This is a genomic window from Microcoleus sp. D2_18a_B4, assembly GCF_036702475.1.
In the GTDB taxonomy this organism is placed as follows: domain Bacteria; phylum Cyanobacteriota; class Cyanobacteriia; order Cyanobacteriales; family Microcoleaceae; genus Microcoleus.
The window spans coordinates 1-26,534 of the sequence record NZ_JAUBTL010000025.1 but is presented as its reverse complement, the minus strand read 5'-3'; the positions used below and the strand labels follow the sequence as shown (position 1 = coordinate 26,534).

The window sequence follows — 26,534 nt, the reverse complement described above, 5'->3', positions numbered from 1 at the left end:
AGTTTTGACATTTTAGAGTTCAAATTTATAAATATAAAGATTGTGGAAGTATTATCAATTATCTCCCCAAATTAATCTGAAAATTACTAGACTTATAGCGCAATTTGTGCTATCGTTCCTTACCCGATGAAAAAATCAATTAATAGCGATCGCATTAAGCAAAAAGCCCTTGAGTTGGGATTTCACAAAGTCGGGATAGCCTCAACAGACACGGATTTAGATATAGAAAAACAAAGATTGCAAGCTTGGCTGGACAAGGGTTATCAGGCGGATATGGCATGGATGGCAAACCCGAAACGGCAGGATATTCAATTGGTGATGCCAGAGGTGCAGTCCTTAATATGTGTCGCCATCAACTACTACACGGCTCACCAACGCCCCTCAAATCCCCCTTGTGAGAGGGGGGTCGAGGCAGAGGTCGAATATGCTAAAATCTCTCGCTACGGTTGGGGGCGGGATTACCATAGAATTTTGCACAAAAAACTGAAGGTTTTGGCAAATTGGGTGCGATCGCAAGGCGAGGGAATTGAAGCGCGGTATTATGCTGATACCGGGCCGATTCAGGATAAAATGTGGGCGCAACGTGCGGGGATTGGCTGGATTGCCAAAAATGGTAATGTAATTTCGCGCGAATACGGTTCTTGGGTGTTTTTGGGCGAAATCTTGACTAATTTGGAGTTAGCGCCGGATGAGTCTCATACGGAACATTGCGGTACTTGTACTCGCTGCATTGAGGCGTGTCCGACGGGAGCAATTACTGAGCCTTTTGTGGTGAATGCCGATCGATGTATAGCTTATCACACGATCGAGAATCGAGCCGAAAAATTGCCCGACGAAATTGCATCTAATTTACAAGGTTGGGTAGCAGGCTGCGACATTTGTCAGGATGTTTGTCCTTGGAATCAGCGATTTGCTAAACCAACTGATGTTGCCGACTTTGAGCCTTATCCTGAAAACATAGCGCCGACACTTGCAGAATTAGCCGACATTTCCGACGAAGAATGGAACCGCAGATTTACAGCTTCGGCGCTGCGACGCATTAAACCCGAAATGCTGCGGCGAAATGCGAAAGCAAATCAAATTAACCCTTAAAAGTTGAGAATTTTGTGCTTAGGAGGCACTTTACCCTATAGATAATAACCCTAGGGTGTTTACGGCTCGCCAAGAGACAATACATTCTGCCGTAAGTCATTCCCCATCTAAAATCTAAAATCTAAAATCTAAGATATAAAATTGTATGCTTCCCCGTTCCTTATTTGCTATTGTCCAATGACCAAAGTAATTATTTTTGATTTTGACGGTACTTTAGCAGATACAATCGATATTCTTCTAAGCATCACCAACCGTTTGTCAGTACAATTAGGCTTTAAGTCTGCCACCAAAGACCAAATCGCTCAACTGAGCAATTTAACTTCTTGGCAAATTCTTCAGTATTCGGGCATTTCTATCTTCAAATTCCCGCTGTTGATTAGAATGTTGAAAGCAGAGTTACGCAGCGAAATTCCCAATATTCAATTATTTCCGGGGATTAAAGAAGTTTTACTGGAGTTAAAAACACTGGGATTTCAACTGGGAATAATCACATCTAATTCCAGAGAAAACGTCTTGGGAACGCTGGAAAAAAATGGTTTGCAAGACACTTTCACATTTATTTACTCTGGCTCAACTTTTGGCAAACATAAAGTTATTAATAGCTGGCTAAAAAGAGAACATATAAATGCTAAAGAAGTCGTTTATGTGGGAGATGAGATTAGAGATATAGACGCTGCGAGAAAAACAGGAATTAAGGTAATGGCTGTAGCTTGGGGTTTTAATTCTCAGGAGGCTTTGGCTGCACACAATCCCGATTTTTTGATTAAACGCCCCCAGGAATTGATAGAGATTATGAGTAATTTGCGGGAAGTGTAAACTGAAATTGCAAAAAGTAAGACTCGTCGGTTGAAATCTATTCTAGACAAACTCTCTTTCCACCAAAGAGGGACTAAAGAATAAAATGGGTATTAAAGCCTGATTTGTTATCCGCCATATTTCCTAGTATCATCTCTGCGAATAAATTATGTTAATCTCCTTCGCTCCGTTTCAGTGCTGCTAAAACTGCTTGCTGGCTAACTGCTTGGTAGATTTTGCTAAAATGCTGCTTCAGGGCGTCTGATGCGGGCGAGGATTTGCTAGCCGTTCCTTTTCCGTCGGTTGCGAGGGGGATTGGGCCTAAGATATCTAATACTGTTTCGCTGCTGGGCGGCGGTACAATCACTACTAAAGATGATTCTAGCTGCTGATTGTATTCCCAAAAGCGATCGACCTTCGGCAATTTAGAATTCGTAGTCGGGGCATTTTCGCCGGAGTTGAGTTGGGAATTTTCCTCTCCTTGCGTACCTCGTCTTTGACGGAGTGCTGTCAAGATTTGCTCTTTGGTTCTCCCCCGCAGTTGAAAGAGTACGAAGGGGTCTTCACTGAAGCGATCGCCCAATAAGTAGTATACTGCACTGATGTGTTTGCAAGGGTTTTGGGGGTCAGGACAGCTACAGCGCGATCGAATATCAGATAAACTTAACGGAAATAGCGTTTTGCCCGCTGCTGCAAATACATCTTCAATATTGTGCGGCATTTCTCCTGCTAGTAATTTAGCTGAAAAAACTGCTCTTTGCGACATATTTTCAATCACATAATCCCAATCTTCATCGCTCAATGTATCGAGTCCTAAAGAAACTTGATAGGGTTTGGGATCTGTTCCTTGAACTATGGCAATTACTTCTTGATTGGGAAATTTAATGCTGAGAACTTTACCTTCGCGTGCATATTGCCAGCCACGTTCTAAGCGCTTTTTGAAGCGGTAGGTATTGATTAAATCTAACCACTGTTGTGTCCACCATTCTCTGTCAATCATAAGCCGAAGGAAGAAGGAAGAAGGAAGAAGGAAGAAGGAAGAAGGAAGAAGCAAGGAGGAAGAAAGCTTTAGTTATCTAGGAGAGTCAGAAACCGGGGTTTTTACAGAACCACTGGACTCTAACTTTTAATTCTGGTAGAAAACCCGGTTTCTGTGGTCAGAGTGTGTAATTCCTCTGATTTTTTAGAACTAAAGTCCTCACGAGAAACCGAAGAAAATTAAACACATTATTCTTCTTCCGTTTCTATAATAGCATTGCGATCGAGAATTAGTAAATTGCGAAGTTGGTCTGTATCTAGCTCGGTGAGCCAGTTTTCCCCGGCGCTGACTACTTGTTCGGCTAGAGCTTTCTTACTTTCGATCATATCGTGTATTTTCTCCTCTAACGTACCTGTGCAGACAAATTTGTGGACTTGCACGTTGCGAGTTTGACCGATGCGAAATACGCGGTCAGTTGCCTGATTTTCTACTGCGGGATTCCACCATCTGTCATAGTGGAAAACGTGGGTTGCTCTGGTTAAGTTCAAACCTGTGCCGCCTGCTTTTAAAGATAAAATCATAATCGGCGGGCCTTGGGGGTCGTGCTGGAAGCGATCGATCATTTCTTCCCGCTGCTGTTGCCGAATTCCTCCGTACAAGAACAAAACTTCTCGCCCTAAATGCTGTTCTAGATGCGGTTTCAGGAGTTTTCCCCATTCGGCAAATTGAGTAAAAATTAAAGCCCGATCGCCCTCAGCGAGCACCTCTTCTAACATTTCCACCAACCGCTGCAATTTCCCCGATTCCTGACTCTTAATCTCCAATTCTTTCGGCTTAGCTTCTGCTTTCACAAGAGCCGGATGGTTGCAAAGTTGCTTGAGTTTTACCAGCAAAGCCAGAATCATTCCCCGGCGCTGAATGCCTTCGGCTGACTCTAATTCAGCTATTGACTCTTCGACTATTTTCTGATATAAAGCCGCCTGTTGAGCCGCCAGCCCGCAAAATACAGTCATCTCCTGTTTTTCGGGCAAATCTTGGATGATTTCTTTGTCGGTTTTCAGGCGGCGGAGGATGAAAGGCCGAACGAGCGATCGCAAAGTCTGCAAAGATTCCCTATCTCCGTATTTCTCGATCGGAATTGCAAATCGGCGCTGAAAGAAATTGCGCGGCCCCAAATAGCCAGGATTGAGAAACTCCAAAATAGACCACAATTCTTGCAGTCTATTTTCCACCGGAGTTCCCGTCAGCGCAATTCTAAAAGATGCCTCGATTTGTCGCACCGCTTGCGACTGCTTCGCCTCAGAATTTTTAATATTTTGCGCTTCATCTAAAACCAATCCTTGCCACTTAATGCCTTGAAATTCTTTCGCATCGCGAAACACCAGCGCGTAACTGGTAATTATTAAATCCTTTCCCTTAATTGCCGTCGCAAATGCTTTGCCTTTAGCGCGTTGGTCTCCGTGGTGTAGCAAGACTTTCAGCGTCGGGCCGAACTTCTTGACTTCGCGTTCCCAGTTGCCCAATACCGATGTCGGACAAACCAGTAATGTCGGCCCTTCCAAGGAATCTTTTTCTTGTAAATGCAGGAGAAAAGCAATTAGCTGAACAGTATTGTGGCACAAAATATTATTGGCAACAAAATTGTGATGTTTGCCCACCTCAAAATCATAGACCCACCCACTGTACTCAAAATCCTCAATTTCTTCTATTCTGCAATAAAATACTTCGCGATCGAGTATAAGTTGCAAATTTTCTCGGACAGTATCTAGCTGCGCTACATTGAGATTTGCATAAGCCTCTAGGGTCTGATTCGTCCATTTAGAAGGCTTTAGCTGGCGGTACTCCTGTTCTGCGGAACCACAAAGCACATTTTCCATACCTGCTACCACCTTTTCTAGACTGATGCGGGAAAACTGCTGGGAACCGTTAATATAAACAGGATTGTGCATTCCGAAATGCCGTAGCGGCAGTTTGGTCATCTCCACTGCATCGGCAACAATATCCGAAACCGGAATTCCTTCGACATTTGTATTGGCAGTAACTTCGCAAATTTTCTCTAATTTACGCTGTTTTTCGGGATAGCAGAAGCCAATTTCCTGCAAAAATATGCGCGCTGAGTTACCGCCGAAAGTACCGATGTAATACGTGCGAAAAATTCCGCTGCCATTGGTGGCGCGTTTCTGTTTAGTGGCGATTCGCAGCCAAATTCCAAAGCGCCGCAGCAATGTAGAAAGTTGTTGGATTATTAAAGGCGAAGCGGTGCTAATTTCGACAGTCCGCATTTTAGGAATGACAGAACCTTCAGCATCAAAGTAGTTTTTGAGGAAACTCCGAATGCTATCAAGATTGGCTTGCATGATAAATTGTGGGAAGCTTTTCTCGGCTGACAGTTTCCCCCACTCGTAGCCTTTAGACTCAAGAAAGCTTTGGTACGATCTACTGCATACAACCAAGTCTGCTGCTCTCTGCTTAGCACGAGTACGAACAGCAGGATTATTGATTTTTACTCCATACTTTTCGCTGATCCGGTGCAGTGCGACACGTAACTCTTCCAGAACTGTCGCATCTTTTTGTGCTATCGAGAGTACAGCTCGATCGCGCTGCTCATATCCTTCAGCAATCTGCCAAGCCAGAAACTTGACCAAATCGGGATCTTCCGGCTTTCCTTCCCAATACAATTTAGCAGGAACGCAAACATAATCTCCCACCTTGAGGTCATTTGTCCAGCCATCGCGTCCTAACAATTTGTGGCGGCGGGTAATTGTGATGCTGCTACCATCTTGTAGTTTGATGGTTCGCAACTTTTCTTGCACTTGCTGGCGGTAAAGTCGTCGAATAGTCGCCTGTACAATTTTGCCTGTTTCCTGATTTATGGAATTTACCAGTAATTGCTCGTTAGGTTCAGACCAAAAGCCCTCACCGTCGAATTCTGTTTTTCCGGCATAAGTTTCCCATATTTTTTCAGCTTTTTGTAAAAAGCCATTGACAAAAAGCAAAGTATGTGGTAAGGCGCATTTACCCGTTCCCATATCGTCCGCGAGACAAGCACCCAAACCCCAGCGTTCTAAGAATGCTAACCAGCCTGCTCCTAGGGCTTGATAAGGCCGCAATTGTCCTCGGAAACTAGCCGGAGTTGCGATCGCACTTACCGCTTGATTATCGCTCAAAGTATTCAACAATTCCTGAAGTTGACCCGTAGCCTCAAAATTCACCACAGGCAATTTCTCGATCATCTGAGAATCGCCCGACGCCAAACGCAAAGCATCCTCCAAAGAAAGAGTCATTTGCTCTTTGCGGCTGGCAAAAAAAGTTTGAGCCGCTTTCACATCCGGCGCGCGCAACTCCACCCACTCGCCGTTAATTTCCACCAAAGGCGAATTCAACGCGATCAATCTGTCAAATTCTGCCTTAGAAAGGCGCTGTCCGCCGATCGTCAATTCCCACTTAAAATTTAGCAGACTTTGCAATCCCAACCCGCCTTTCGCCGGAGTCACTTTCGGAGTTTCCGCTTGAATGCTCAAACCCAAACGACTCGCCCAACCATCCGTCTTTGTCAAACTCGGCGGCAAAACTACGCCCAACCCGCTATCAGCAAACCGCCAAGCTACAGACTTAATAAACTCGTAAGCTTGCAGCGGATTTAATTGGCAAGATTGAGGCCGCTGTGCTTGCAAACTCGGTTCAATTAACGGATAAAGTTTCGAGGCTAAACCCAAGCCGCTGAGCAAAGTTTCTTGAGGCAATTCTATTGTGCGCCCCGCATAAGCCAAACGCTCGACTGAGTTGTTCCAAACAGTTGTCGCGTCTACCACAAATTCCGCTTCATCTGCAGCTTGCAAGCAATAATTTAAACTCCAGTTGGCTTTACCAGGAGACGGCGGTATGAGTTGAAAGCAAGTGCGAAATTGACTTTGTTGAGATAATTGATTTTGCAGCGGTGCAGTCCAAGCACTCAGCTTGGTTGCCAAGTTTTCCAATGCTGCTGTTTCTACTTGAACTCTCCCAGATTCCTGCTGCAAAGCTTGCAGCCAGTCGCGCACAGGAGAAACTGCTTTGATGTCTAAAGTAGAGCTACCAGCAGATCGCACTTGACTATCTACAATACTGCTCAAAAAGCCTAACACCAATTCCTCAGCCCCCCTCGGCAAATCCACCGCTAAAGGCAATTGACTGGATTCTTCTTCCTTTTCCCCTCTTCCCTCTTCCTTATTCCCTCTTCCTTCTTCCTTTTCCCCTCTTCCTTCTTCCTTCTTCCTGGCATCCGTTACATCCGTTACATCCGTTACAGAATCCGTTGCCGAACTTCCTTCTTCCTTCTTCTGATATGTTCTGCAAGCCGTCGGCATTTGCTTGACAAAAGTGGCGAGGCGGAGTATGTCTGTAGAACTATCTAACAGCGGTTGCCATTTGGCAATAGCAGAACCGTCGGACTGTTTCTCCAATGCAGGCAAAAATTTGCATCTTGCCAACAAATCCAAACTCCACCTAGCAAGATGAGACCAAAAACGCAAATCTGAGCCGACAAAAGAGTCGGGTTCCGTGCTGTTAAGCGGTAGTGATTGCAAGAAAACAAAAGCGGCTTGAGGGTTGAGACAAAAACCCTCGACTTGCCAGGGATAAAGGTAAATTTCCTCGGTTTTAGCGGGTTCCTCAAGTGCTGCTGCTGAGTGCTGCGGCATCAGATTTGCGTTCGATTCTGAGATTTGGGTGGGAAGTGCGATCGCCCGAATTTCCTTTTGAATTGAGGAGTCTTGGGCGGGAATTTCTGCGTTGGGAGTTTTGGGCGATCGCCTAGTTTTTTTGTTTTTTTCCGGTGGAGTTTCTGCGGTTTCCGGTAATTGCCAATCCAGTTTTCCCGACTGCTGCAAGGAATTTAGGAAAGTCTTAAATTCCGATTCGGTCATTGCTAAGGGATGCGGTAAATTTATCCCCGATTCTATGGTTTCAATTGCCCCTATTTTTCGCCAAGTTTCTCCCCAAATAAATAAGCAACTTTTTTCATTCTCTAGGAGCCAACTGCCGTGTAAAATAGCCATATTTTTTTAGCCTGATTTTATATTTAATTGCGAGGTTGACTAGAGCATTTATATGGGATTTATGAAAATTTTATTTAAAACAAACCGAGGAAATTTTAAGCCTGATAGAAATTAGGTAGAACCTGTATATTTAGGTACTTATGGCACACATTACGGCTTATTCCCTGACTTAGATAACTAAATCCCTGTTCCTTCTTCCTTCAACGTCCCAATTCCCAAACGAAAATTCATCGTACCATCTATGGAAGGCGTTTAGCGGACGATCGACCGGAGAATCGAGCCCAGACTGCAAAAAATAATTTTCGAGTATATAGCGGTTCTCAAGCGTGGTGAGGTATGGGGGCGAGTCCTCTGCCTATGCCCAATGCCCAATGCCCCATGCCCAATGCCCCATGCCCAATGCCCCATGCCCAATGCCCAATGCCCAATGCCCAATGCCCCATGCCCCATGCCCAATGCCCCATGCCCCATGCCCAATGCCCTATGCCCCATGCCCAATGCCCCATGCCCAATGCCCAATGCCCCATGCCCTATGCCCAATGCCCCATGCCCAATGCCCAATGCCCTATGCCCAATGCCCTATGCCCTATGCCCTATGCCCGCGTGAGCACCTCATGTTACTGAGAAAGGCTATAAATGCTTATAAGCCAGACACAGACAGTCGATCGCGAGGCGATTATCCCTGTCTTTTGGCGTCGGACTCTCAAACATCCTGTGGTAATGTTACGATCCCGACAGAGAAAGAATGTGGTAGATAAGGAAGCAGTGCTACATGGTAGAGATAGACAAGTCAATATCCTTCGATGGACGGGATATTAGACTGAAGATTGGTTTACTAGCGCCTCAAGCAGGCGGTGCAGTTTTGATTCAGTCGGGTGACACGGCGGTTTTGGTGACAGCGACTCGATCGCAGGGGAGAGAAGGAATTGATTTCCTGCCCCTGTTGGTGGATTACGAAGAGAGACTCTACGCTGGCGGTAAAATTCCCGGTGGATTTTTGCGAAGGGAAGGGCGTCCCCCAGAAAAAGTGACTTTGACTGGCCGTTTGATCGATCGACCGCTGCGCCCGCTATTTCCAAGCTGGCTGCGAGATGACATCCAAGTTGTAGCAACAACGGTTTCGATGGACGAACAAGTGCCACCGGACGTTTTGGCGGTGACGGGGGCTTCGGTGGCGATACTGCTGGCGAAAATGCCGTTTTACGGGCCGATGGCGGCGGTACGAGTCGGTTTGGTAGGGGACGATTTCATCATCAACCCCACCTACAGCGAAATCAAAGAAGGCGAGTTGGATCTCGTGGTAGCCGGTTCTCCTGATGGAGTAATCATGGTGGAAGCCGGCGCTAACCAATTGCCGGAACAGGATATCATCGAGGCGATCGACTTCGGCTATGAAGCAGCCTGTGACTTGATTCAAGCCCAGCGCGAAATTATGGCCGAATTGGGCATCGATTTGGTGGTAGAAGAACGGCCATCCCTAGACTCTGCCCTGGAAAACTTTATTCGCGATCGCGCCCAAGAACCCATCCGCATCATTTTGTCAAGATTTGAAAAAGACAAAACAATACGGAATGCAGCTTTGGACGAAGTTAAGGCAAATGCAGTGGAAGCTGCGATCGCCGAACTCCCGGAAGAGGACCCGGTAAAAGTAGCGGCCACCGCCAACAGCAAGGCGATCGGCAACGTTTTCAAAGACGTTACCAAAAAAATGATGCGGAAGCAGATCCTCGAAGATGGCGTCCGTGTAGACGGTCGCAAGCTAGACGAGGTGCGACCCGTTTCTTGTCGCGTAGGCGTGCTGCCGTCGCGAGTACACGGCACTGGGTTGTTTAATCGCGGGTTGACTCAAGTCTTGTCCGCAGCTACCCTGGGAACCCCAGGCGACGCCCAAGACTTAGGGGACGACTTGCACCCGCAGCAAGACAAACGCTACCTCCACCACTACAATTTCCCGCCGTTTTCGGTAGCAGAAACCAAGCCGATGCGATCGCCCGGACGCCGAGAAATCGGTCACGGAGCCCTCGCAGAACGCGCTTTACTGCCGGTTTTGCCATCCAAAGAAGATTTCCCCTACGTGATTCGCGTAGTTTCAGAAGTCCTTTCTTCCGACGGTTCCACCTCAATGGGTTCAGTTTGCGCCTCAACGCTAGCATTAATGGATGCAGGCGTTCCCCTTTCCCAACCCGTCAGCGGCGCGGCAATGGGCTTAATTAAAGAAGGCGATGAAGTCCGAATTTTGACTGACATTCAGGCAATTGAAGACTTTTTAGGCGACATGGACTTCAAAGTAGCGGGTACCGACACCGGCATTACTGCTTTGCAGATGGACATGAAAATCAAAGGTTTGCCCTTAGATGTAATTGCCAATGCCATCCGCCAAGCCAAACCGGCCAGACTGCACATTTTAGAAAGAATGCTGGCAACCATCGACACTCCCCGCAAGGAAATGTCGCCGTTTGCACCACGTTTGCTAACCCTGAAAATCGATCCAGAATTTATAGGTTTGGTAATTGGGCCTGGTGGCAAAACGATCAAAGCCATCACCGAAGAAACCGGTGTCAAAATAGACATCGAAGACGACGGAACCGTGACAATTGCCGGCAACGACAGCGAAAAAGCTCAGCGGGCTTACAACATTGTCCAAGGCATGACACGCAAGTTGAATGCAGGAGATGTGTATGTCGGCCGCGTAACTCGAATTATTCCGATCGGCGCTTTTGTGGAAATTTTGCCCGGAAAAGAAGGAATGATTCACATTTCCCAGTTAGCCGACTACCGCGTTGGCAAAGTGGAAGACGAGTTAGCTGTGAACGATGAAGTGATTGTCAAAGTGCGAGAAATTGACAATAAAGGTCGAATTAATTTGACCCGCTTGAATATTCATCCCGACGAAGCGGTAGCCGCCCGCGAAGCGCTGAATAAATAGTTTACAGTTGGTAATTGGTAATTACTTATAGAGTAATTGCTAATTGCTAATTGCTAACTCGTGATTAGTAATTGCTAATTGCTAGTTGAGATTAAATCTGATTGTTTCAGATTGATTTGGGAGTAGGTGCGCGACAGCGACAGATCGACAAAAGTGCGATCGGCTGTAGAAGTTAATAAAGTCGCGCACTTTACCCTCGGCGGTTGAAACCGCCACTACATAAATGAAGTCCCCGCAGAGAGGGACTGAATAAAATATAAAGTAGGCTTAGATAGTTAGTATAAATGATAGGATATAGGCTTGTAAACCGCAGACATCGCAGGTGAAAATAGCAGGTTTTATTTTCATCAGCGTCTGTAGAAAAACGCAGATAAAGATGACATTAAGACCTCGCTACGATCCAGACGAGAATATTAGCCAATACGGTTCAGTTAAGCTCGATCCCCCCTAGCCCCCCTTAAAAAGGGGGGGACAAGAACCTACTCAAAGTCCCCCTTCTTAAGGGGGATTTAGGGGGATCTCGCCCGGAATAAATAGTTTTAACTGAACCGTATTGGAATATTAGCCGTCATAGTGCAACTGATCCAGAGAAATGCGATCAAATGGCTAAGCGTCAGGGATGGGAATTAATCCGATGGGAAAAAACAAACGGTTCGATACTTAAGGTTGATTGTGTCTTTGAAGGGTTGACAGAGTTTCCACCGAGTCCATACGAACCCGAACACGAGAGAAAGGAATAAATCAATGCCAAAACGGTTGATCATTTTCAAAACAGAATCGCTTTCTTCCCCTGGATGGGAGGATAGATTGCTTTCCCATACAGGTGCTCTCACGAGTATCCTAGCAGAACACTACGACTACTCAAACAAACCTCTGCCTAAAACGGGCGATCGCCTGCGAAACTTTGCCCAATTTAAGGAGAGTGCAGATCCTAAATCCCCTGCGGCGAGCACTCACGTTCGCTGGGGAGATTGGGAGGTTTCGCGCGTAGAGGAGTACAGGCCTGAAATTCCGAATGCTGAATATGACTGTTTAGCGGTGTGCTACTGTTGCTACTCCCCCATTGATCCCGAATGGAAAGAATTGCCGAAAATTCAAGTTTCCCAACTGCAAAAACATTAAAAAAACAGAATTCCAGATGCCCGACTTCTTGAAAAAGTCTGGCATCTAAAAGAAGATGAAATCAAATCACAGCAATACAGTCAATTTCAACTAACACATCTTTCGGCAAACGCGAAACCTCCACACAAGCGCGCGCCGGTGCAGTTTCCGCATCAAAATATTTCGCATAAACCGCATTCACAGCGGCAAAATCATTCATATCTTTAAGGAAAACCGTAGTTTTTACCACATCCAACCAAGTAGCGCCGGCTTCTGTGAGAATCGCTTCGATATTTGCCATAACTTGTTCGGTTTGTTTTGCCACATCGTCGGTGTAGACAATATCGTTTAGTCTAATATCGATCGCAATTTGACCAGCTACAAACAGCATAGTGCCCGTTGCGGCGATCGCTTGATTGTATGGGCCCACGGGTGCGGGTGCTTTGTCAGTACGAATAATTTTGCGCGACATAGATGTTACTTTTTGGGATTCTTGTTGAGAGGTTTCTTGGCGGGAGATTTTTTGATCGGAGGTTTCTGGCTGGTAGATTTCTCCATCGGGCATTATCGCACCAGTGAAGTCGGCATTTTTGATGTCCCAACCATAGGTTTGAGCATCACTCAAGTCTGCTTTCAGACAGTTGGCTCCTTCCAAACTTGCCATCATTAAATTTGCTTTTTGAAGACTCGCTCTTTCGAGATTTGTCCCTGCCAGACAGGCTTTTTTTAAGTTTGTCCCTGTGAAGTCGGCTGCCGTAAGATCAGCCTCAGCCAGATTAACGCCTGATAAGTTAAATGCAGACAGATTAACGCCTCGGAGTTTGGCTCTATGAAAGTTGGCATCTTGGAGGCTCGAACGTTCTAACTTTACTTGACTCAATTGTGATCCTGTCAAGTTTGCCTTGGTCAAATTTGAATCGCTCAGATTGGCTCTACTTAAGTCTGCTTCCTTCAAGGAGGCTTTAGTTAACGATACAGAGTTTAATTGGGCATCACTCAGATTTGCATTGTCCAGCTTAGTATTACTCAAATTGGCATTGGTGAGGTAAGCCCTACTCAAATCAGCACCGCTGAGGTAAGCCCTACTGAAGTTTGCTGAACCCAGGTTTGCCTTAGTAAAGATTGCCTCACTCAACTCAGATCCAGACAAATTTGCATTTTGTAGGTTTATTTCACTCAAGTCTGCACCTTTGAGGTCTATCCCACTTAACTGTGCGCCCTTAAAGTCGCGTTGTCCTGCTGCATATTTTTCTAAAAGTTCTTCAGCTTTCATACATTAACCTCGATCGCCCTTCCGCTACACCCCACATTCCCAGCCTACCACCAAAACCGAAAGCGCGATCTAAATCCGCATCAATCCATTTTCATCTGCGGTCAATCAACTCCCTTTTTCAACCGCAGATAAACACAGATAAACGCAGATAAATTATATCAAATTCCTCCTTCCTCGGAATCATCGCTCTCTCTGTTCTCTTTCTCTGCGTTCTCTGTGTCCTCTGCGGTTTAATCAATCCAATTTCATCTGCGGTTAACAAATTCCCATTTTTTAACCGCAGATAAACGCAGATTTACCTATTACACACCAACCGGAGCACCAACAACCTCACCTTTCAACATCCGAGAAGCAGCATCAAGCAATTGCTCCTCCAAATAAGGCTTAGTGAAATAGCCTTTCGCGCCCAAACTGTAAGCCATTTGGCGGTGTCTGTCAGCACCGCGAGAAGTTAGCATCGCGATCGGCAATTCACACAAAACAGCATCCTTCTGCATCCGAGAAAGTAGTTCCAAACCGTCCATTCTCGGCATCTCAATATCGCAGAAAACGATATCGCAAGGCAGACCAGATTTCATCTTTTCCCAAGCTTCCTTACCGTCGCGAGCTTCTTCAACACGATAGCCAGACTTCTCGAAAGTAATCGACAAGAGCGATCGCACGGTAATCGAATCATCCACAATCAGCACAGTCGGCTCAGTCTTCTCGATTTCCGCCTCCGCAGCAGCCCGATCGCCCTCATCCCAAAGCGTTCCGCCAGTGTCCTTCCGCAGCCTTCCCGTAGCCAAATCGATCAGCTCCAGAACGTCCGCAATCGCCACGATCCGACCGTCTCCGAGCACGGTAGCCCCAGCAATCCCGATCGGCTTCGGCACCGGCCCTTCCAACGGCTTGATCACAATTTCCTGTTCCGTCGAAACCTGATCCACCTGCACCGCCAAGAAATTGCCAGCAGAGCGCAGCACGATCACCGAAATCATGTCATCGTCAGTATTAAACCCGTAAACACTGCCCCGACCCAAATGGCGACTGTAAGCCAGCAGATCCCGCAGCGGCCGGAACGGCAAGCTTTGACCCCGCCACTCAATGCAAGGCAAACCATCCGCCCCCGTCGTCACCTGATCGCGAGGCACATCGATCATATCTTCGACCCCATCCATCGGGAAAGCAATGCGAGCGCGATCGCTAATGCAAGTCAGAGCCTTAGAAATACTCAACACCAGAGGCAAACGGATGGTAAACACAGTCCCCTTGCCGATCGTCGAATCGATCGACACAGTGCCCCGAATTTCCTGCAAGGAAGTCTGCACCACATTCATACCGACCCCCCGGCCGGCGTACTCCGTCGCCTGTTCCTGAGTGCTGAAACCGGGCATAAACAGCAAATCGTAAACTTCCGAGCGAGACATCCTCTGAGCCTGAGCCGCCGTCAGCATACCCTGCTTAATCGCCTTCGCCTTCACCTTTTGCGGGTCAATTCCGGCCCCGTCGTCTGAAACCGAAACCACGGTTTGGTTCCCTTGGTGGAAAGCACGAATCGTAATCCTGCCGACTGCAGGCTTCCCAGCCGCCAGACGCACCTCCGGCGCTTCGATCCCGTGAGTAATCGCATTGTTCACCAAATGAGTCATCGGGTCATAAAGCTGATCCACAATCATCTTGTCGATCAAAATCTCCTTACCCTCAACCTGCAACTGAGCCTGCTTCCCGCACTTAATCGCAATTTCCCGCACCGCCCGGAACAGCCTGTCCGTCGTCTCCGCAAACTGCTTCATCCGGGCGCGAGTCAAACCTTCTTGCAGTTGAGTAGTGACTTGTCGCAGTTGGCGAGTCACCTGATCCGCCTCATCCACCAAAAACTCAATGTCCGCCGCCGACTCCCGCACCCGCACGATCAGCTCAATAATCTCTTGAGCCAAACTGTGGAAAGGAGTAAACCTGTCCATTTCCTCTGGTCTCCAGGCACTTTCCCGGGTGTGGGCCGAATCCTCAGAGCGCCAGGCTGATCGGTGTCCCTGGCGGTTTGCCAGCAAAGCAATCTCCAAAAGACTCCGCTCGTAGAAATCCTGAGTCCGCTGGCTCACATCGCTCAGCAGCGCCACCTGGTGCAGCAAATTGTCCAAAAACTGCCGCATCCGTTCTTGGTCTTGCTCCAAACTGTTGCGGTTCACAACCAGTTCCCCCATCAAATTGCTGAGGTTGTCGAGTTGCTTGACCGGCACCCGCATCGTCTGGTCGCCGAGCCCGTACCCGCGCATATTGCGCCTGGGTCTGTTGATCGCTGACTGCCCCATATTGCCTTCCCCTTGGCGGCCGCCGTCCTTGGGATCTTCCAGCAGTTTTTCCAAATCGCCAAATTCGTCGTCGCTCTCATCGGCAGCAGGGCGCGGAGCTTTACTAGCAGTTGTCGTCGGTAGCGCGTGAATTTCCGGCATAGTTGCGCTCTCGCTGAGGAGCTCTTCGAGATCCGAGAAAACTTCTGTATTTACCGGACTCTGATTTGTGCTTCCAGAAGCTGCTATGACAGCTCCTGCACCCCCTGCAATTAACAGTGCTTCTAAATCGTCAAAATTGCCTTCGGCATCATCTTCATCGCCTGATTCGCCATCGGCAAAAAAGTCTGCCAGCGAGCCCTCTTCCAACTCCGAGGAATCTGCCTCGGCCGAGTCGTCCTCAGCGTCCCAAAAGCCGGTCGTCAGTTCCGAAGTCACCAGAACCTCAGCATCGATCGAATCCAACAAATCATCAAAACCCTCCAACTCTGCGTTGTTGAGAGTAGCCCCGGTTTCCATCGCCGAGAGCAAGTCAGCATCGCCCTCCAACATACCATCGAGAGATTCTGCAGGCAGCGGCTCTAAATCCGCACTCAAAAAATCCGTTTCCAGGGCATCAAACAAATCATCTTCGCCCTCAGATTCCCCGGCGCCATCTGTTTCGGCAGAGAGAGCAGCAAGTTCCGCACCATCCTCGTCGAACAAACCCTCGGCAGGTTCGGCAGACAACTCCTTCACATCCACAGCCGCGCCGTCATCTGGCGCCGTTCCAGCATCGCCTGGGTGCACCATGCCTTCCCCAAACATATCCTCCAAGAAATCGAAAGCTGCGCCCTCATCAGATTCGACATTTGAAATTTCCGACTCAGGACGATCTTCTGATAAAGCCCCAAGTTCAACCTCTGCCGAATTTGCCCAGCCTTGGTCGGAAACAGCCGCACCATTGTTATTGTTGTCGAACAAACTCCCCAAGTCGCCCTCATCAACTCCCACATCGGCACTCAGCAATTGTGAATTCCCATCATTGAGCCAACGCCCACGGCCTTGCCCCGAAGCTTCTCCGTCATACTCAGTACCCGTAGGTACAGAACCGAAAAGCTCAGCCAAATCGGCCGCTTCTCGGGAAGTAGCCATTCCTTGCCCATCCCGCACAGTCTCTTCATCCTCAGAAATCGCGCCCGAGGTCATATCCCCAAACAGCGCATCTAAATCCGTATCGTCCAGATCCAGGTTGAGCGATTGCACAGACTCGTCTTCCATGCCGAAAGCCTCTTCTAGCCAGTTTCCATCCGCAGAGATATCTAAATCAGAATTTGATGTCATGTTAAGAACGTTGCCCATTTCCTCATTTTGTGGGATGCCTGCAGCTCGATCTCGATCGCCCCCGTTCTCCCCAGCTTCGTCTTCTGAAGAAAGGAAATTAGAAGTAATCCCCAACAGCTCGCTCAAATCCGAATCCTCGCCAAGCTCAGAGAGCAACTCGAAATCATCCATTGCAGGCAGAGCAAGGGCTTCGGCATCCCCTGAATCCTTGCCCCCCCCTGCAGGCTTCTTCGATTGTCCGTCTAAAGCCTCAGACTTCAGGGAATACTCCGAAGAGACTGCCGGCCCACCTGTTGTCTCAGATAAGCCTAAATCGCCGAACAAGTTCTCGAAATCAGCATTGTCCTCCGTACCACCTGCAGAAGTTTGGGCAGCCACTTCGTCCAAAAGCGTACCGAGAGCATCTTCCTCAGCTTGTCCCCTGGCTGGGGCCACCGTGTCGTCTCGCAGCTCCAAACGGCCCTTACCGTTACCCGTTTTAAGCTGTTTGCGAGTTAACCGCTGGCTGGAACCATTTTTCTGATCGGCAGCTACTGCCGAGCCCTCTGCCTCCTCTCCAAACAGCAAATCCTCCCCAAACAAACTCGTCAAATCGTCAATCGGAGGCTTCGTGTTCGTTTCGGAACTTGCCGCATCGTATTCGTCAAACAACAAATCAGTAAAATCGCCGGAATTGTCCTCGTCTAACCCCAGCATTCGGGCCGCCGATATCCCAGAAGACTGTGCATAGTCGAGGTCTTCTTCTTCTTCCCAAGCGCCGTCGAGATCCGGGGACTCGCCGTCAAACAAGTCCGCTAAAGTGTTGAGTTCTGCCGCGCCCACTTCCGGGCCGGTGCGGGTCGAGCCTCTAAAAGCACCCGTCTCCATATCCGATTCTGCGAAGACGGAATCTTCGTCGAAATGGGACGATCGAATGCCATTGTCATCGTTGCTGTCGCCGCTGTCGAGTTGGTCGAACAGCTCGTCTATACTCAGCCCAGAAATAGTCGGCAGCAACTTGTTCAATCCATCCGGGGAATCGCCCGAACCCACCATATCCCAGGCCTCATCCTCAACAGAAACCACATTTTTCCCGGATTTACTCGGTTGAGCAAAGGCCAGCAAATCTTCAAAATCCGTTTCTGGAACCAGAACAGCCGGCTGCAGCGACAGAAGTTTTGCGCTTGGTGCGATCGACGATTCTAGACCAGAAATTACCAGTTCTTGCGCTTGTTTGATGTCTTTGATCACCGTTGGCGCTAAGGTGCGGTAGGTATTTTCTGGGTTGGCGATCGCCTTGGATACAGCTTGGATCAATGCTATCCAGTAGGGCAGTTCAAATTCTTCCCCTGCCCTGAGCAAGTTCCGACAAATGTTCTTGAGTTGCCGCCTGCTTTCTGGCCCTTCGGGCTGTTTGAACTCTTGCAGCAGTTCCCGCATCCTCGCCGGCACGTCCGACTCAAATACTAGCAGCAGCGCGCTGTCTTCTGTTGCTCTGACATCAGGTGCGTAAACTGACCGCGAATCTGGAAAACTCCTTGATGAGGCAAACGCCCCGACTCCCACCCCCGCCATAACTGGTTCGGGTACGGCCAGAGCGCTGCTCTCGTCTGCATGGTATTCTCCGTGTCCAACGAGTCCCCCCAAATGCCCGTTGAGCTCTTCAAATACTGGTTCTAATTCTCGAACCATCTGTTCTCCCAATTCTTCTGTCAGTCCAAAAGGCCCCGACAGTTGCTCTAACAGCCCTTGCAATGTGTCAAAAATTCGCAGAAAAAGGGACTCTAGCTGTTGGTCTACTTTAACGCTGCACTCTTTTAAAACTTTAAAACTATCTTCTAGTCTGTGAGCTGTTTGCTGAATGCTGGTCAGCCCCAGCATTGCTGCTCCTCCTTTGACAGAGTGAGCGGCCCTAAATACTTCGTTGACCAGTTCTGGGTCTTCGATCGTGGTTTGCAAATTCAGCAAGCCTTGTTCGATCGTATTGAGGTGGTCTTTTGCCTCCTCAATAAAGTAGCCCATTATCCTCTGTTGTTGCTCCGGTAGCATAGTTTTATTCCTGATTTTAATCGTTATTGTATTGGGTCTATGTTAGTAGTTCTAGAGAAGGTCTTTGTATATCTCGCCCCTTGCCAAGAGAATAATCTGACTGCGAGATATGGCAAATCTCCTGGCTATTTTTGCTTTCGATATGCCCTCACTTAAAAGATAGCGAATCTGCTGCACTTGTTCGGGTTTGAGTTTGCGGTTAGGACCTATCTTGCCTGGAACGAAAGGAAAGCGGTTTTTTTCTATAGCATCGCGGGAGTTATCGGCGGGGGTTCCTTCCCACAAATGGTCGGGATTGATACAACCGCGATCGTCGCAACTGTGACACGCAAAATAACCGGGTTTAACAGGTCTTCCCAGTCTGTGTTCCAGTACCAGTCTGTGAGCGTAGAAGCTTTGAGTTTTGCCCTTAATTTTAGTACCTTTAATGGCGTAACCATCACTTCTTTTAGCCAAGGTACAAATCATGCAGCCGTTCGGCTGTATTTCAGCGCGAATGCCTGGAATTACTTCTATGCCTCGCACTTGTTTTTGAGGTTTCGGCGCAGATGTACTTCCTACATCTTTAATTCGTCCTTTCTTAAACCTATCTTGAGAATTTTCCAGTCTAGAACCTTCCCATAAATGGTTTGGATTAATGCAGTTGCGGACATCACAAGTGTGGCAAGCAAAGTATTCTGGTCTAATCGGACGACCTAAGATATTTTCTAATACTAAACGGTGGACAGTAAACGTTTTCCATTCACCGTTAATGCGAAGTCTTTTATTGGCATAGCCACTGCTAGATTTGGTTAGGGTAGAGATAATACAGCCCGTCGGCTGAACTTCACCAAAGATGCCCGGTATTACCTCTACTATGTTATCGTCCATCTGTGCAACTCCTACTTTGTTTAGGTGTTGGATTGGCATCCCCGCAGCGGTTTCAAGACTGCGAGGTTGCTTTTTGTCTGCCATTGTTGCCACACTAACGTGCTTGTAAATCAGCCAGCAAAAAAAGCATTAGACAATTGATTACTGCCTTTCTGCTGTTTCTACTCGGAATCTTTCCACCGATGTCAAAAGGTCGCGAGCAACGCCCACCAAATTTTGCAAAGCACCCGAAACTCGCTGCGCTTCTTGGGACGTTTCCTGAGCGGTCAGCTCGACAGCCTGCATCACACTGGCGACCGCGCGAGCTGTTTCGTTTTGCTCTACAGTGTCGGCAGTAATCGATCGCACTAACACGTCAATTCGGTTAGTTACTTGAATGATATCTTCAAGCGATCGCTTCGCCTGTTCTGCCAATTTTGTCCCCTCAATAACCTGCTGCGTCCCTTCTTCCATCGCCGTCATTACCGCGCCGGTTTCGCTTTGAATTTGCATCACGATCTGTTCGATTTCTTTCAAAGACTTGGCCGATCGGTCTGCCAATTGTCGCACCTCGTCTGCCACGATCGCAAAACCCCTGCCCGCTTCCCCAGCTCTCGCCGCCTCAATACTGGCGTTGAGTGCCAACAAATTCGTCCGGGAGGCGATCGTCGCAATTAAAGCCACAATCTTAGAAATTTCTTGAGAAGCTTCCGCCAACCTCTTGACTTTTCTCGTGGTTTCTGCTACTGTTTCTCGAATTTCCAAAATCCCGGCCACCGTCCGCTCCACAGCCTCGCCCCCTTTCAGAGCCGTTGCCGCCGCGCCCCGGGCCACTTCTTCGGCCTCTCTAGCGCTCTCTGCGACCCGCTGAATCGCGTCGGTGAGGACTTGCACGGAATTCAGCGTTGCCGCCAGTTCCTCAGCTTGCCGCAGCGCGTCGGAAGACAAATCGCCCGCAAACTTAGCACTATCCGTAGCGCCTTTGCTGACCTCCCGAGCCGCCTGCTTCACCTGATGGACAATTTCGCGCAGATTTTGAATTGTCAAGTTAAACGAGTCAGCAACAGCACCCAAAACGTCTGCGGTCACTTCCGCAGTCACCGTCAAGTCACCCCGGGCCGCTCCTTCCACGTCGTCTAGCAAGCGAATCACTTGGCGCTGCAAGTCTTCTTTTGCCTGTTCCTGCTCGTCAGACTTGCGCCTGGTATCGCTAATCGTGGTTTGGATGACCTTCGCCATGTGGTTGAATTTAGCAGCCATTTTACCAAATTCATCTTCCGAGTAAACCGTAGCGCGAGCATCCAAAGTTCCTTGAGATACGGCATCGAACTGAGCTTGCAAATTATCCGACGACTTGCGTACCTGCTTGGCGATCAACTGGCCGATGCCCCAAGAAGTTAAAAAGCTCGTAAAGCCTGCTGCTGCGGTCATTACCCAGCCTGTTTGGCGCAGGTAAACGATCGCCTCCGGTTTGTCTTGCCGCAGAGCTTGATAGGAGGCAATGTTGGTGACAAAAGCCACAGCTACCAGAGAAACCAGTCCCGCCCCGATTGCCGTGTACAACTGTTTTGTAAACAAAGGGGCATTTTCCAAGAAAGCCAGTCCCCCCTGTTCTACTGTTACCGAAGTATCGACCGCTTCTGTTTCTGTGGGAGAAAAAGTCGATACAGACGTATCAGCCGGGCCGCTTATGCTAAATATTTCGTCATCCCGAATTGCTGAGCCATCGCTGTTGTCAAAGTCCAGGCTGCTGCCTGTCGTTCCCATCATGCCGCTGGTCGAGTTGCCGAAATTGGTGTTACCTCTAGTCAATATCGAACTGCTGGCATCTTCTGAGATATCAAAGTCCGGCAAATTGCCTAAATCGTCAAACTCGTCAAATTCGTCTAAAAAGTCGCTGTGTTCTTGAGCGTTCCCAGCTTTTGACGACCAGGCGCTGTGGTTCTTGTCGGACGCCCCGAAAGCTGTCGCTTGTTCGTTTTCGTCGAAAGAGAAAGAATCGCTAAAAGCGTCGTCTTCAAAAGCATCTAACTCGAAGTTGTCTCTAGAGCCAAACGCCGGGGGTTCCGAGTCCCTGTAACCGTTGCTGTTGGCGGAGGCGGGATCGACTGAATTAAATTGTCCCCGGCTCGACCTTTGACTTTGAGAGTTGGGGACAGCACCTCCCATCAACAGCGTTTCGTCTTCCGCCAGCGAATAGTTTGACGAGTAGTCCGACCCGTTATTCGGCTGTTTGTTTTGAGGTCGAGAAGACCCGAAACCCGACGAGGGCATTGCCTCGGCAAAGGGGTCTTCCTCTTCGGCATAGGGTGCGTTATGACCGTAATTTTGGCCACTCTGGGGCGGGGATTGGTAGTCGTAGTCCGAGTTATCGTCGAATTCGTCTGGCAAATCGAGCGCAGCAAAAGGTTCGCCAAAATTGTCCGAGGGCCCGATGGGGGAGTCTAGTTGGTTCGAGTCGAAGGAATTCCCGACTTCTGAAGAGGCAAAACTTTGACCGTTGAGCATCTGAGTCGGAGCTTCTGAAAACGAATCTCCTGAGTAAGATGCGCTTTTCCCCGACAGTTTGCTGCTAGACACGTCAGCAGCATCAAACCCTCCATCATCTAAGGCAAAGGGATCTCCAAAGTCCGAGTCGGCAAACTCGTCTATGTCTAGCGAGTCGGAGTTCTCAGCATAAGCTGCCATTCCGCCGCTGTCGCCACCAAACGGGTTAGAATGTGAGGCTAAATCTGGGACTGAGCCTGCGCCATCGTCCTCTTCTGGTTCCCACCCCAAGCCACTCATGCCCAAGTCTGCCAAGTCCTCGTTTTCCATGTCGTCTGGGGATTGACTTCTATAGGAAAGCGATGGTGAATTTCCTTGGAAAAGTCCCAAATCCGGGTCTTCTAACCCTTCATCGAGAGATAAGTCTGGGTAGAATTCTAATTCCGTTTCAGCAGACAAAGCCTCGAAATTTTCCGTTTGCAGTTCTCCAGATAAAAATTGGTCTGTGTAGGTAATTCCGTTGTGAGCGTGTTCCACCAAACTCGGGTCGTCACTCAGGCCTAGCACAACCGTGTACTGTTCCCGCGCCACCTCATACTGTTGCAGTCCGTAGCAGTAAATGTGTCCGCACAGCAGGCGAGCGCTGGGGTCTTCGGGAAAATCTTCTACTAATTGATAAACTAGGGCTGCGGCTTCGGAATAATTGCCATCCATGTAGGCCGCTTCTGCCCGTTGGTAGTCCTGCTGAAAGTTGGTACTTGTTGCCATTTGCCGCCCTCTTTGGATTTTAGATTTTAGATTTGAGATTTTTGATTTTTATCTTGAATTGAATGTTTAGATGCGCGCCTCAAGTCGTGTGACTGTTGATGGTTAGACCCCTATCGAAAATCGCAAATCGCAAATCTAAAATCGATTTCACGCTGCCCACCGCGCCGAGCGCAGAATTTTCACTTGATCTAGCAGTCGGAGCACTTTCTGAGCTGGTGCACCTAACATCCATTCTCCCCTCAGAAATGGAATCATGCCGTCTGGTGCATTGTTCTGAGAGTGCAGTTGCTCTACGTCGAGCCAGTCCATCCCCACAATTCGATCGACTGCCAGCCCCAAAATCGTGTCTTGGTCTTCCACAGCCACGATTGGGATTTCGGGTCTATCTGTGTTCAGAGGTGTTTGGTCTCCCAGAAATTGGCCGAGGTCTGCCACCCAAATCACTCGTCCTCTCATATTTAGCGTACCTAAAAGCAAAGAGGAAACGTTGGGGATCGGTGTCATGCGGTCTGGGGACGGGGATAGGACCTCTCTAATCCCTGTCGCCGGCAGTGCGAACTCGTTCCCCGAAGGAACGTAGAACCGCAGGTGCAGCTCGCCTTCGGGAGTTTCTAGTTCTTGGAATTCCGGAGCCGGATCTACGCCTAGTCCTGGTAATATAAAGTCTGGGCTACCGCTAATCATAATTCTGACACCTGCATTTCTAGCAAAAATTGTTGAGGTTTCCCGCCAAGAATAACCCGATCGAAACTTCGATGGTCGAAACTTGACACAGCCAAGCTTGACACAGCCAAGGGGTGAATGGCGCGACTGCCGCAGGCCCTTGGCAATAAATTTTGTCCGTCAATAATTGACTGCCATCAATAAATTCGCGCGACCAAGGCTTACAAGTTAGCTCAAATCGACTACGAACAATTAATTTGAAACCCCTAAAGCTTCACTTTGTATTCCCACCGCCGTCTCAATTGGTAAAACTCTGGGTAATTTCTGCGATGAATGCTAAACCGATACGGGCATTAGCGAGGAGTTGTTGACATGGCTGGTGTCGCGACAATCATGAACGGAGTCACTTAAGACTGAGAATTGGAATCTCTGACTTTGTACAGAAATACCTAGCCATAAGTAGCTCTGTACATCAGTTTTTCGGAGCGGCTGCAAGTGGAGAACAAGTATATTATATTTGCACTTTGAGCGTGTTAGACCCAGTTGGGTCTAGAAATTGAACAGAGTTTTACCGACGCCCTTATGCCAGCGCGCGGATTTATACATTCTAGTTTATGGTGCGATCGCCAAGAGTGCCCGCGAGCTTTCTCTTTGTGGCGGCCGAGACTCGCTCTAACCGCAGGTACAAAAAAGCTCCCATCATGGCATCGGTGCGAAAGTTATTTTTCTTCTAATTGGTCTTCTAGCGAGGGCTCTAATAATCTTTCCGAAAGATTGACCCGAGGGTAGCCCGGGCCCACATATTTTTCTACCAGCATCAATAACTCGCTTTCACCAAAAGGTTTCGTGTAAAAGTCTGTAGCTCCGGCCATGCGGGCTTTAACGCGATCGATAAATCCGTCGATGCCCGTCAGCATAACGATCGGCGTCTGCCGGAAAGCGCTAGAACTACGCAGCATAGCGCAAATTTCGTAGCCGTCGAGTTCCGGCATGGCGATGTCACACAGAATTAAATCGGGTTTGAGTGGAAACACCAAACTCAGGGCTTGGAGGGGATTGCCGATCGTAGTAGCTTCGTAACCGTGTTCATTTAAAATTGACTCGACTGTTTTGCGAATAGTATTGTCGTCGTCAATACAGACAACTCTGGGAACCTTGGTTTCTGGGGACGACCATTCTTTTTTGTTGTTGGTGGGGGCAACAGAGGGTTCGTAAAATACTTGCACCAATCCCTGCTGCACAAAGGGGTAAATCGCCTTAGCGACAGTCAGCACGTCTCGGTTGAGGTAGCGCGCCATTTGGCGGATCGAAGTGTGCCCGTCGGCCCAGCGTCTGAGAGTATTAAAGGTATTGACAGGCAGCGCGACTCGCAGTTCGGAGGGGTCTGAAATCACCGGGCATTGGTTGGGCGACTGAATGTGAGGGTGAAACTGCTTCCACTGCTGCACCTGTTTGACAATCTTGGCCAGCAGCGAGCTAATTTCTAAGCTGGTCAGTTGAGGAGCCAAAGCTGGGCCCATTTCAAAAGTGAAGGAACCCTGGTGGAGACTGAGCAAGTCAAAGAGGGTTTCGTGGATCATGCTGTGGATGATGTTGCGCCCTTGAGCTGGGGTGAGGATGTGGTTTTCTAGCAGGGCCCATAGATAGCCGTATTCTGGGGCATTGGTAGATGCCATATAGGGAACTTGGATTTTGTCGAGGGCGGTATCTGCTTTGTAGCGGCGCAGGTAGTCGCGCAACCGAAACAAACTGCCCGCACTCTGGGTAGCGTAAATAATCTGACCGTTGAAGCAGAAGACATACCAGGATTGTCCTGCAAGGGAGCGGGGGGTAGGTTGAGTACCCGTGCTGCTGCCGGTGGAGGTGTAGGCCTCTACGAACAGTTCTCCGGTTCGCTGACCTAACTCAATCAATTGCAGGATGCTGCGGATGTCTATTTCACTCAAATTTCCCTGCATGCAGCTAAAGTATCCTCCTTAAAACCGTTGGCGTCTGAGCTCGGAAAGACTGTGTGCGGGCGAAAAGATTGACTTTAGTTTCCGTCAATAATTTACGCGCTGATGCTGATCTCACAATTGGGAATTGACGAAAGGGCGATACTTGCTGCCGATCCTCGGCCGCGCTACCAGTCCACAAGCTGAAACCGCGAAACTCGCGGCATTCTCTAAGTGTAGAGTTTCACCTTCTATTCCCACTGTTGCCTATTGCCTAAACTCGTAGAATCCACATCGCACGCTGGCACGGGTTCTTCGAGTGTGCAACGCTGGCATTCCCGACGGATTCAAGCCTTCGATGCCAAAGTTTTGAAGTTTTTGGCTGAGTATGCCGTCAGTTTATCCAACACATCTTGGCGTAGGTCAACTTCAAAATACCAAGGATTCTCTGGTTTTACCGCTGCTACCAGCAGCAAGTGCCGATCGAGCCCCTATGGGAACTTGAGGCTAGTCTGTTGGGTTGGATGAGTTGCGATCGAGGTTTTTTTTGGGTTTGCCACAGCCCTAAAATCAGGTGCAGTCAAAATGAACCTTGGTTGGCAGTTGTCAGGAAAACCCTCAGTGCCGATCGACCTTTTTGCTCGCCCGCGGCTCCGTCATAGGCTCGCGTCATTACCCTATTCTAAGGCAGCGCGGTTCAAATCCCTAGTCGGCCGAACCCCGGCGCCGGCTTGGGGGCAGTAAGGGCTTTTCTCACGATCGACCCATAACTAAAGCGTTGTAAAATCAATACAAACTTTTGGATCGAAACGCCAGAGGCAAGCTCATGGCTAACGACATGGGGATTTAGATTTGGGGATCAGTCGGTAGGGACTTTTAGATTGTGTTGCTAAAACCAGAGTGGTATAATTGGCACAGAGCAATTCGCCAGAGCAATCCCCAGGACAAGAGATTCTTAGACATTTCTGTAATAAGTCCGACAATTGGTAGATACTGAGATAATTCAC

13 protein-coding genes are annotated in these 26,534 nt (G+C 48.6%); 4 read left to right on the top strand and 9 right to left on the bottom strand.

Features of this window, described 5'->3' with window-relative positions:
• The first annotated feature begins 126 nt into the window (after positions 1-126).
• Together queG and QUB04_RS16005 are read left to right on the top strand one after the other, a co-directional pair.
• Positions 127-1,092 carry a tRNA epoxyqueuosine(34) reductase QueG gene (queG, locus tag QUB04_RS16010; protein WP_333285751.1) on the top strand — a complete coding sequence of 322 codons (966 nt, stop codon included), beginning with the start codon at positions 127-129 and terminating at the stop codon, positions 1,090-1,092.
• Between the two features lie 177 nt (positions 1,093-1,269).
• Positions 1,270-1,908: an HAD-IA family hydrolase gene (locus QUB04_RS16005; protein WP_333285749.1), complete on the top strand. Its 639-nt coding sequence runs from the start codon at positions 1,270-1,272 to the stop codon at positions 1,906-1,908.
• A 151-nt stretch (positions 1,909-2,059) separates the two neighbouring features.
• Here QUB04_RS16005 and QUB04_RS16000 read toward each other — a convergent pair whose 3' ends face one another.
• From QUB04_RS16000 to QUB04_RS15990, 3 genes are all read right to left on the bottom strand, one after another.
• The gene (locus QUB04_RS16000) at positions 2,060-2,887 is read right to left on the bottom strand and encodes an SWIM zinc finger family protein (RefSeq protein WP_333285747.1); all 828 of its coding nucleotides are present in this window, start codon (positions 2,885-2,887) and stop codon (positions 2,060-2,062) included.
• A gap of 227 nt (positions 2,888-3,114) precedes the next feature.
• Positions 3,115-7,902, bottom strand: a complete 4,788-nt coding sequence (locus tag QUB04_RS15995) for an SNF2-related protein (RefSeq protein ID WP_333285745.1) — start codon at positions 7,900-7,902, stop codon at positions 3,115-3,117.
• 320 nt (positions 7,903-8,222) lie between these two features.
• Entirely contained in the window at positions 8,223-8,429 is a 207-nt protein-coding gene (locus QUB04_RS15990; RefSeq protein WP_333285743.1) for a hypothetical protein, read from the bottom strand.
• Between the two features lie 245 nt (positions 8,430-8,674).
• On the opposite strand from QUB04_RS15990, the gene QUB04_RS15985 reads away from it, so the two are divergent.
• Together QUB04_RS15985 and QUB04_RS15980 are read left to right on the top strand one after the other, a co-directional pair.
• Entirely contained in the window at positions 8,675-10,828 is a 2,154-nt protein-coding gene (locus QUB04_RS15985) for a polyribonucleotide nucleotidyltransferase (protein ID WP_333285741.1), read from the top strand.
• 744 nt (positions 10,829-11,572) lie between these two features.
• A complete protein-coding gene (locus tag QUB04_RS15980) occupies positions 11,573-11,950 on the top strand; it encodes a hypothetical protein (RefSeq protein ID WP_333285739.1) in 378 nt (125 codons plus the stop codon).
• A gap of 61 nt (positions 11,951-12,011) precedes the next feature.
• On the opposite strand, the gene QUB04_RS15975 is transcribed toward QUB04_RS15980, so the two are convergent.
• The 6 genes from QUB04_RS15975 to QUB04_RS15950 all read right to left on the bottom strand — a co-directional run bounded on the left by QUB04_RS15975 (position 12,012) and on the right by QUB04_RS15950 (position 25,551).
• Complete coding sequence (locus QUB04_RS15975) at positions 12,012-13,202, bottom strand: Rid family detoxifying hydrolase (RefSeq protein ID WP_333285736.1); 1,191 nt, start codon at positions 13,200-13,202, stop codon at positions 12,012-12,014.
• A 302-nt stretch (positions 13,203-13,504) separates the two neighbouring features.
• Positions 13,505-18,826 (bottom strand): response regulator, encoded by a 5,322-nt coding sequence (locus QUB04_RS15970; RefSeq protein ID WP_333285734.1) that lies wholly within the window; start codon positions 18,824-18,826, stop codon positions 13,505-13,507.
• A gap of 51 nt (positions 18,827-18,877) precedes the next feature.
• Complete coding sequence (locus QUB04_RS15965) at positions 18,878-19,780, bottom strand: HNH endonuclease (RefSeq protein ID WP_333285732.1); 903 nt, start codon at positions 19,778-19,780, stop codon at positions 18,878-18,880.
• Positions 19,781-19,837: 57 nt separating this feature from the next.
• On the bottom strand, positions 19,838-22,930 hold the full coding sequence (locus QUB04_RS15960) for a methyl-accepting chemotaxis protein (protein ID WP_333285730.1): 3,093 nt from the start codon (positions 22,928-22,930) through the stop codon (positions 19,838-19,840).
• A 147-nt stretch (positions 22,931-23,077) separates the two neighbouring features.
• Complete coding sequence (locus QUB04_RS15955; protein ID WP_039887356.1) at positions 23,078-23,611, bottom strand: chemotaxis protein CheW; 534 nt, start codon at positions 23,609-23,611, stop codon at positions 23,078-23,080.
• A 701-nt stretch (positions 23,612-24,312) separates the two neighbouring features.
• Positions 24,313-25,551 (bottom strand): response regulator, encoded by a 1,239-nt coding sequence (locus QUB04_RS15950; RefSeq protein WP_333285728.1) that lies wholly within the window; start codon positions 25,549-25,551, stop codon positions 24,313-24,315.
• Positions 25,552-26,534 lie beyond the last annotated feature (983 nt).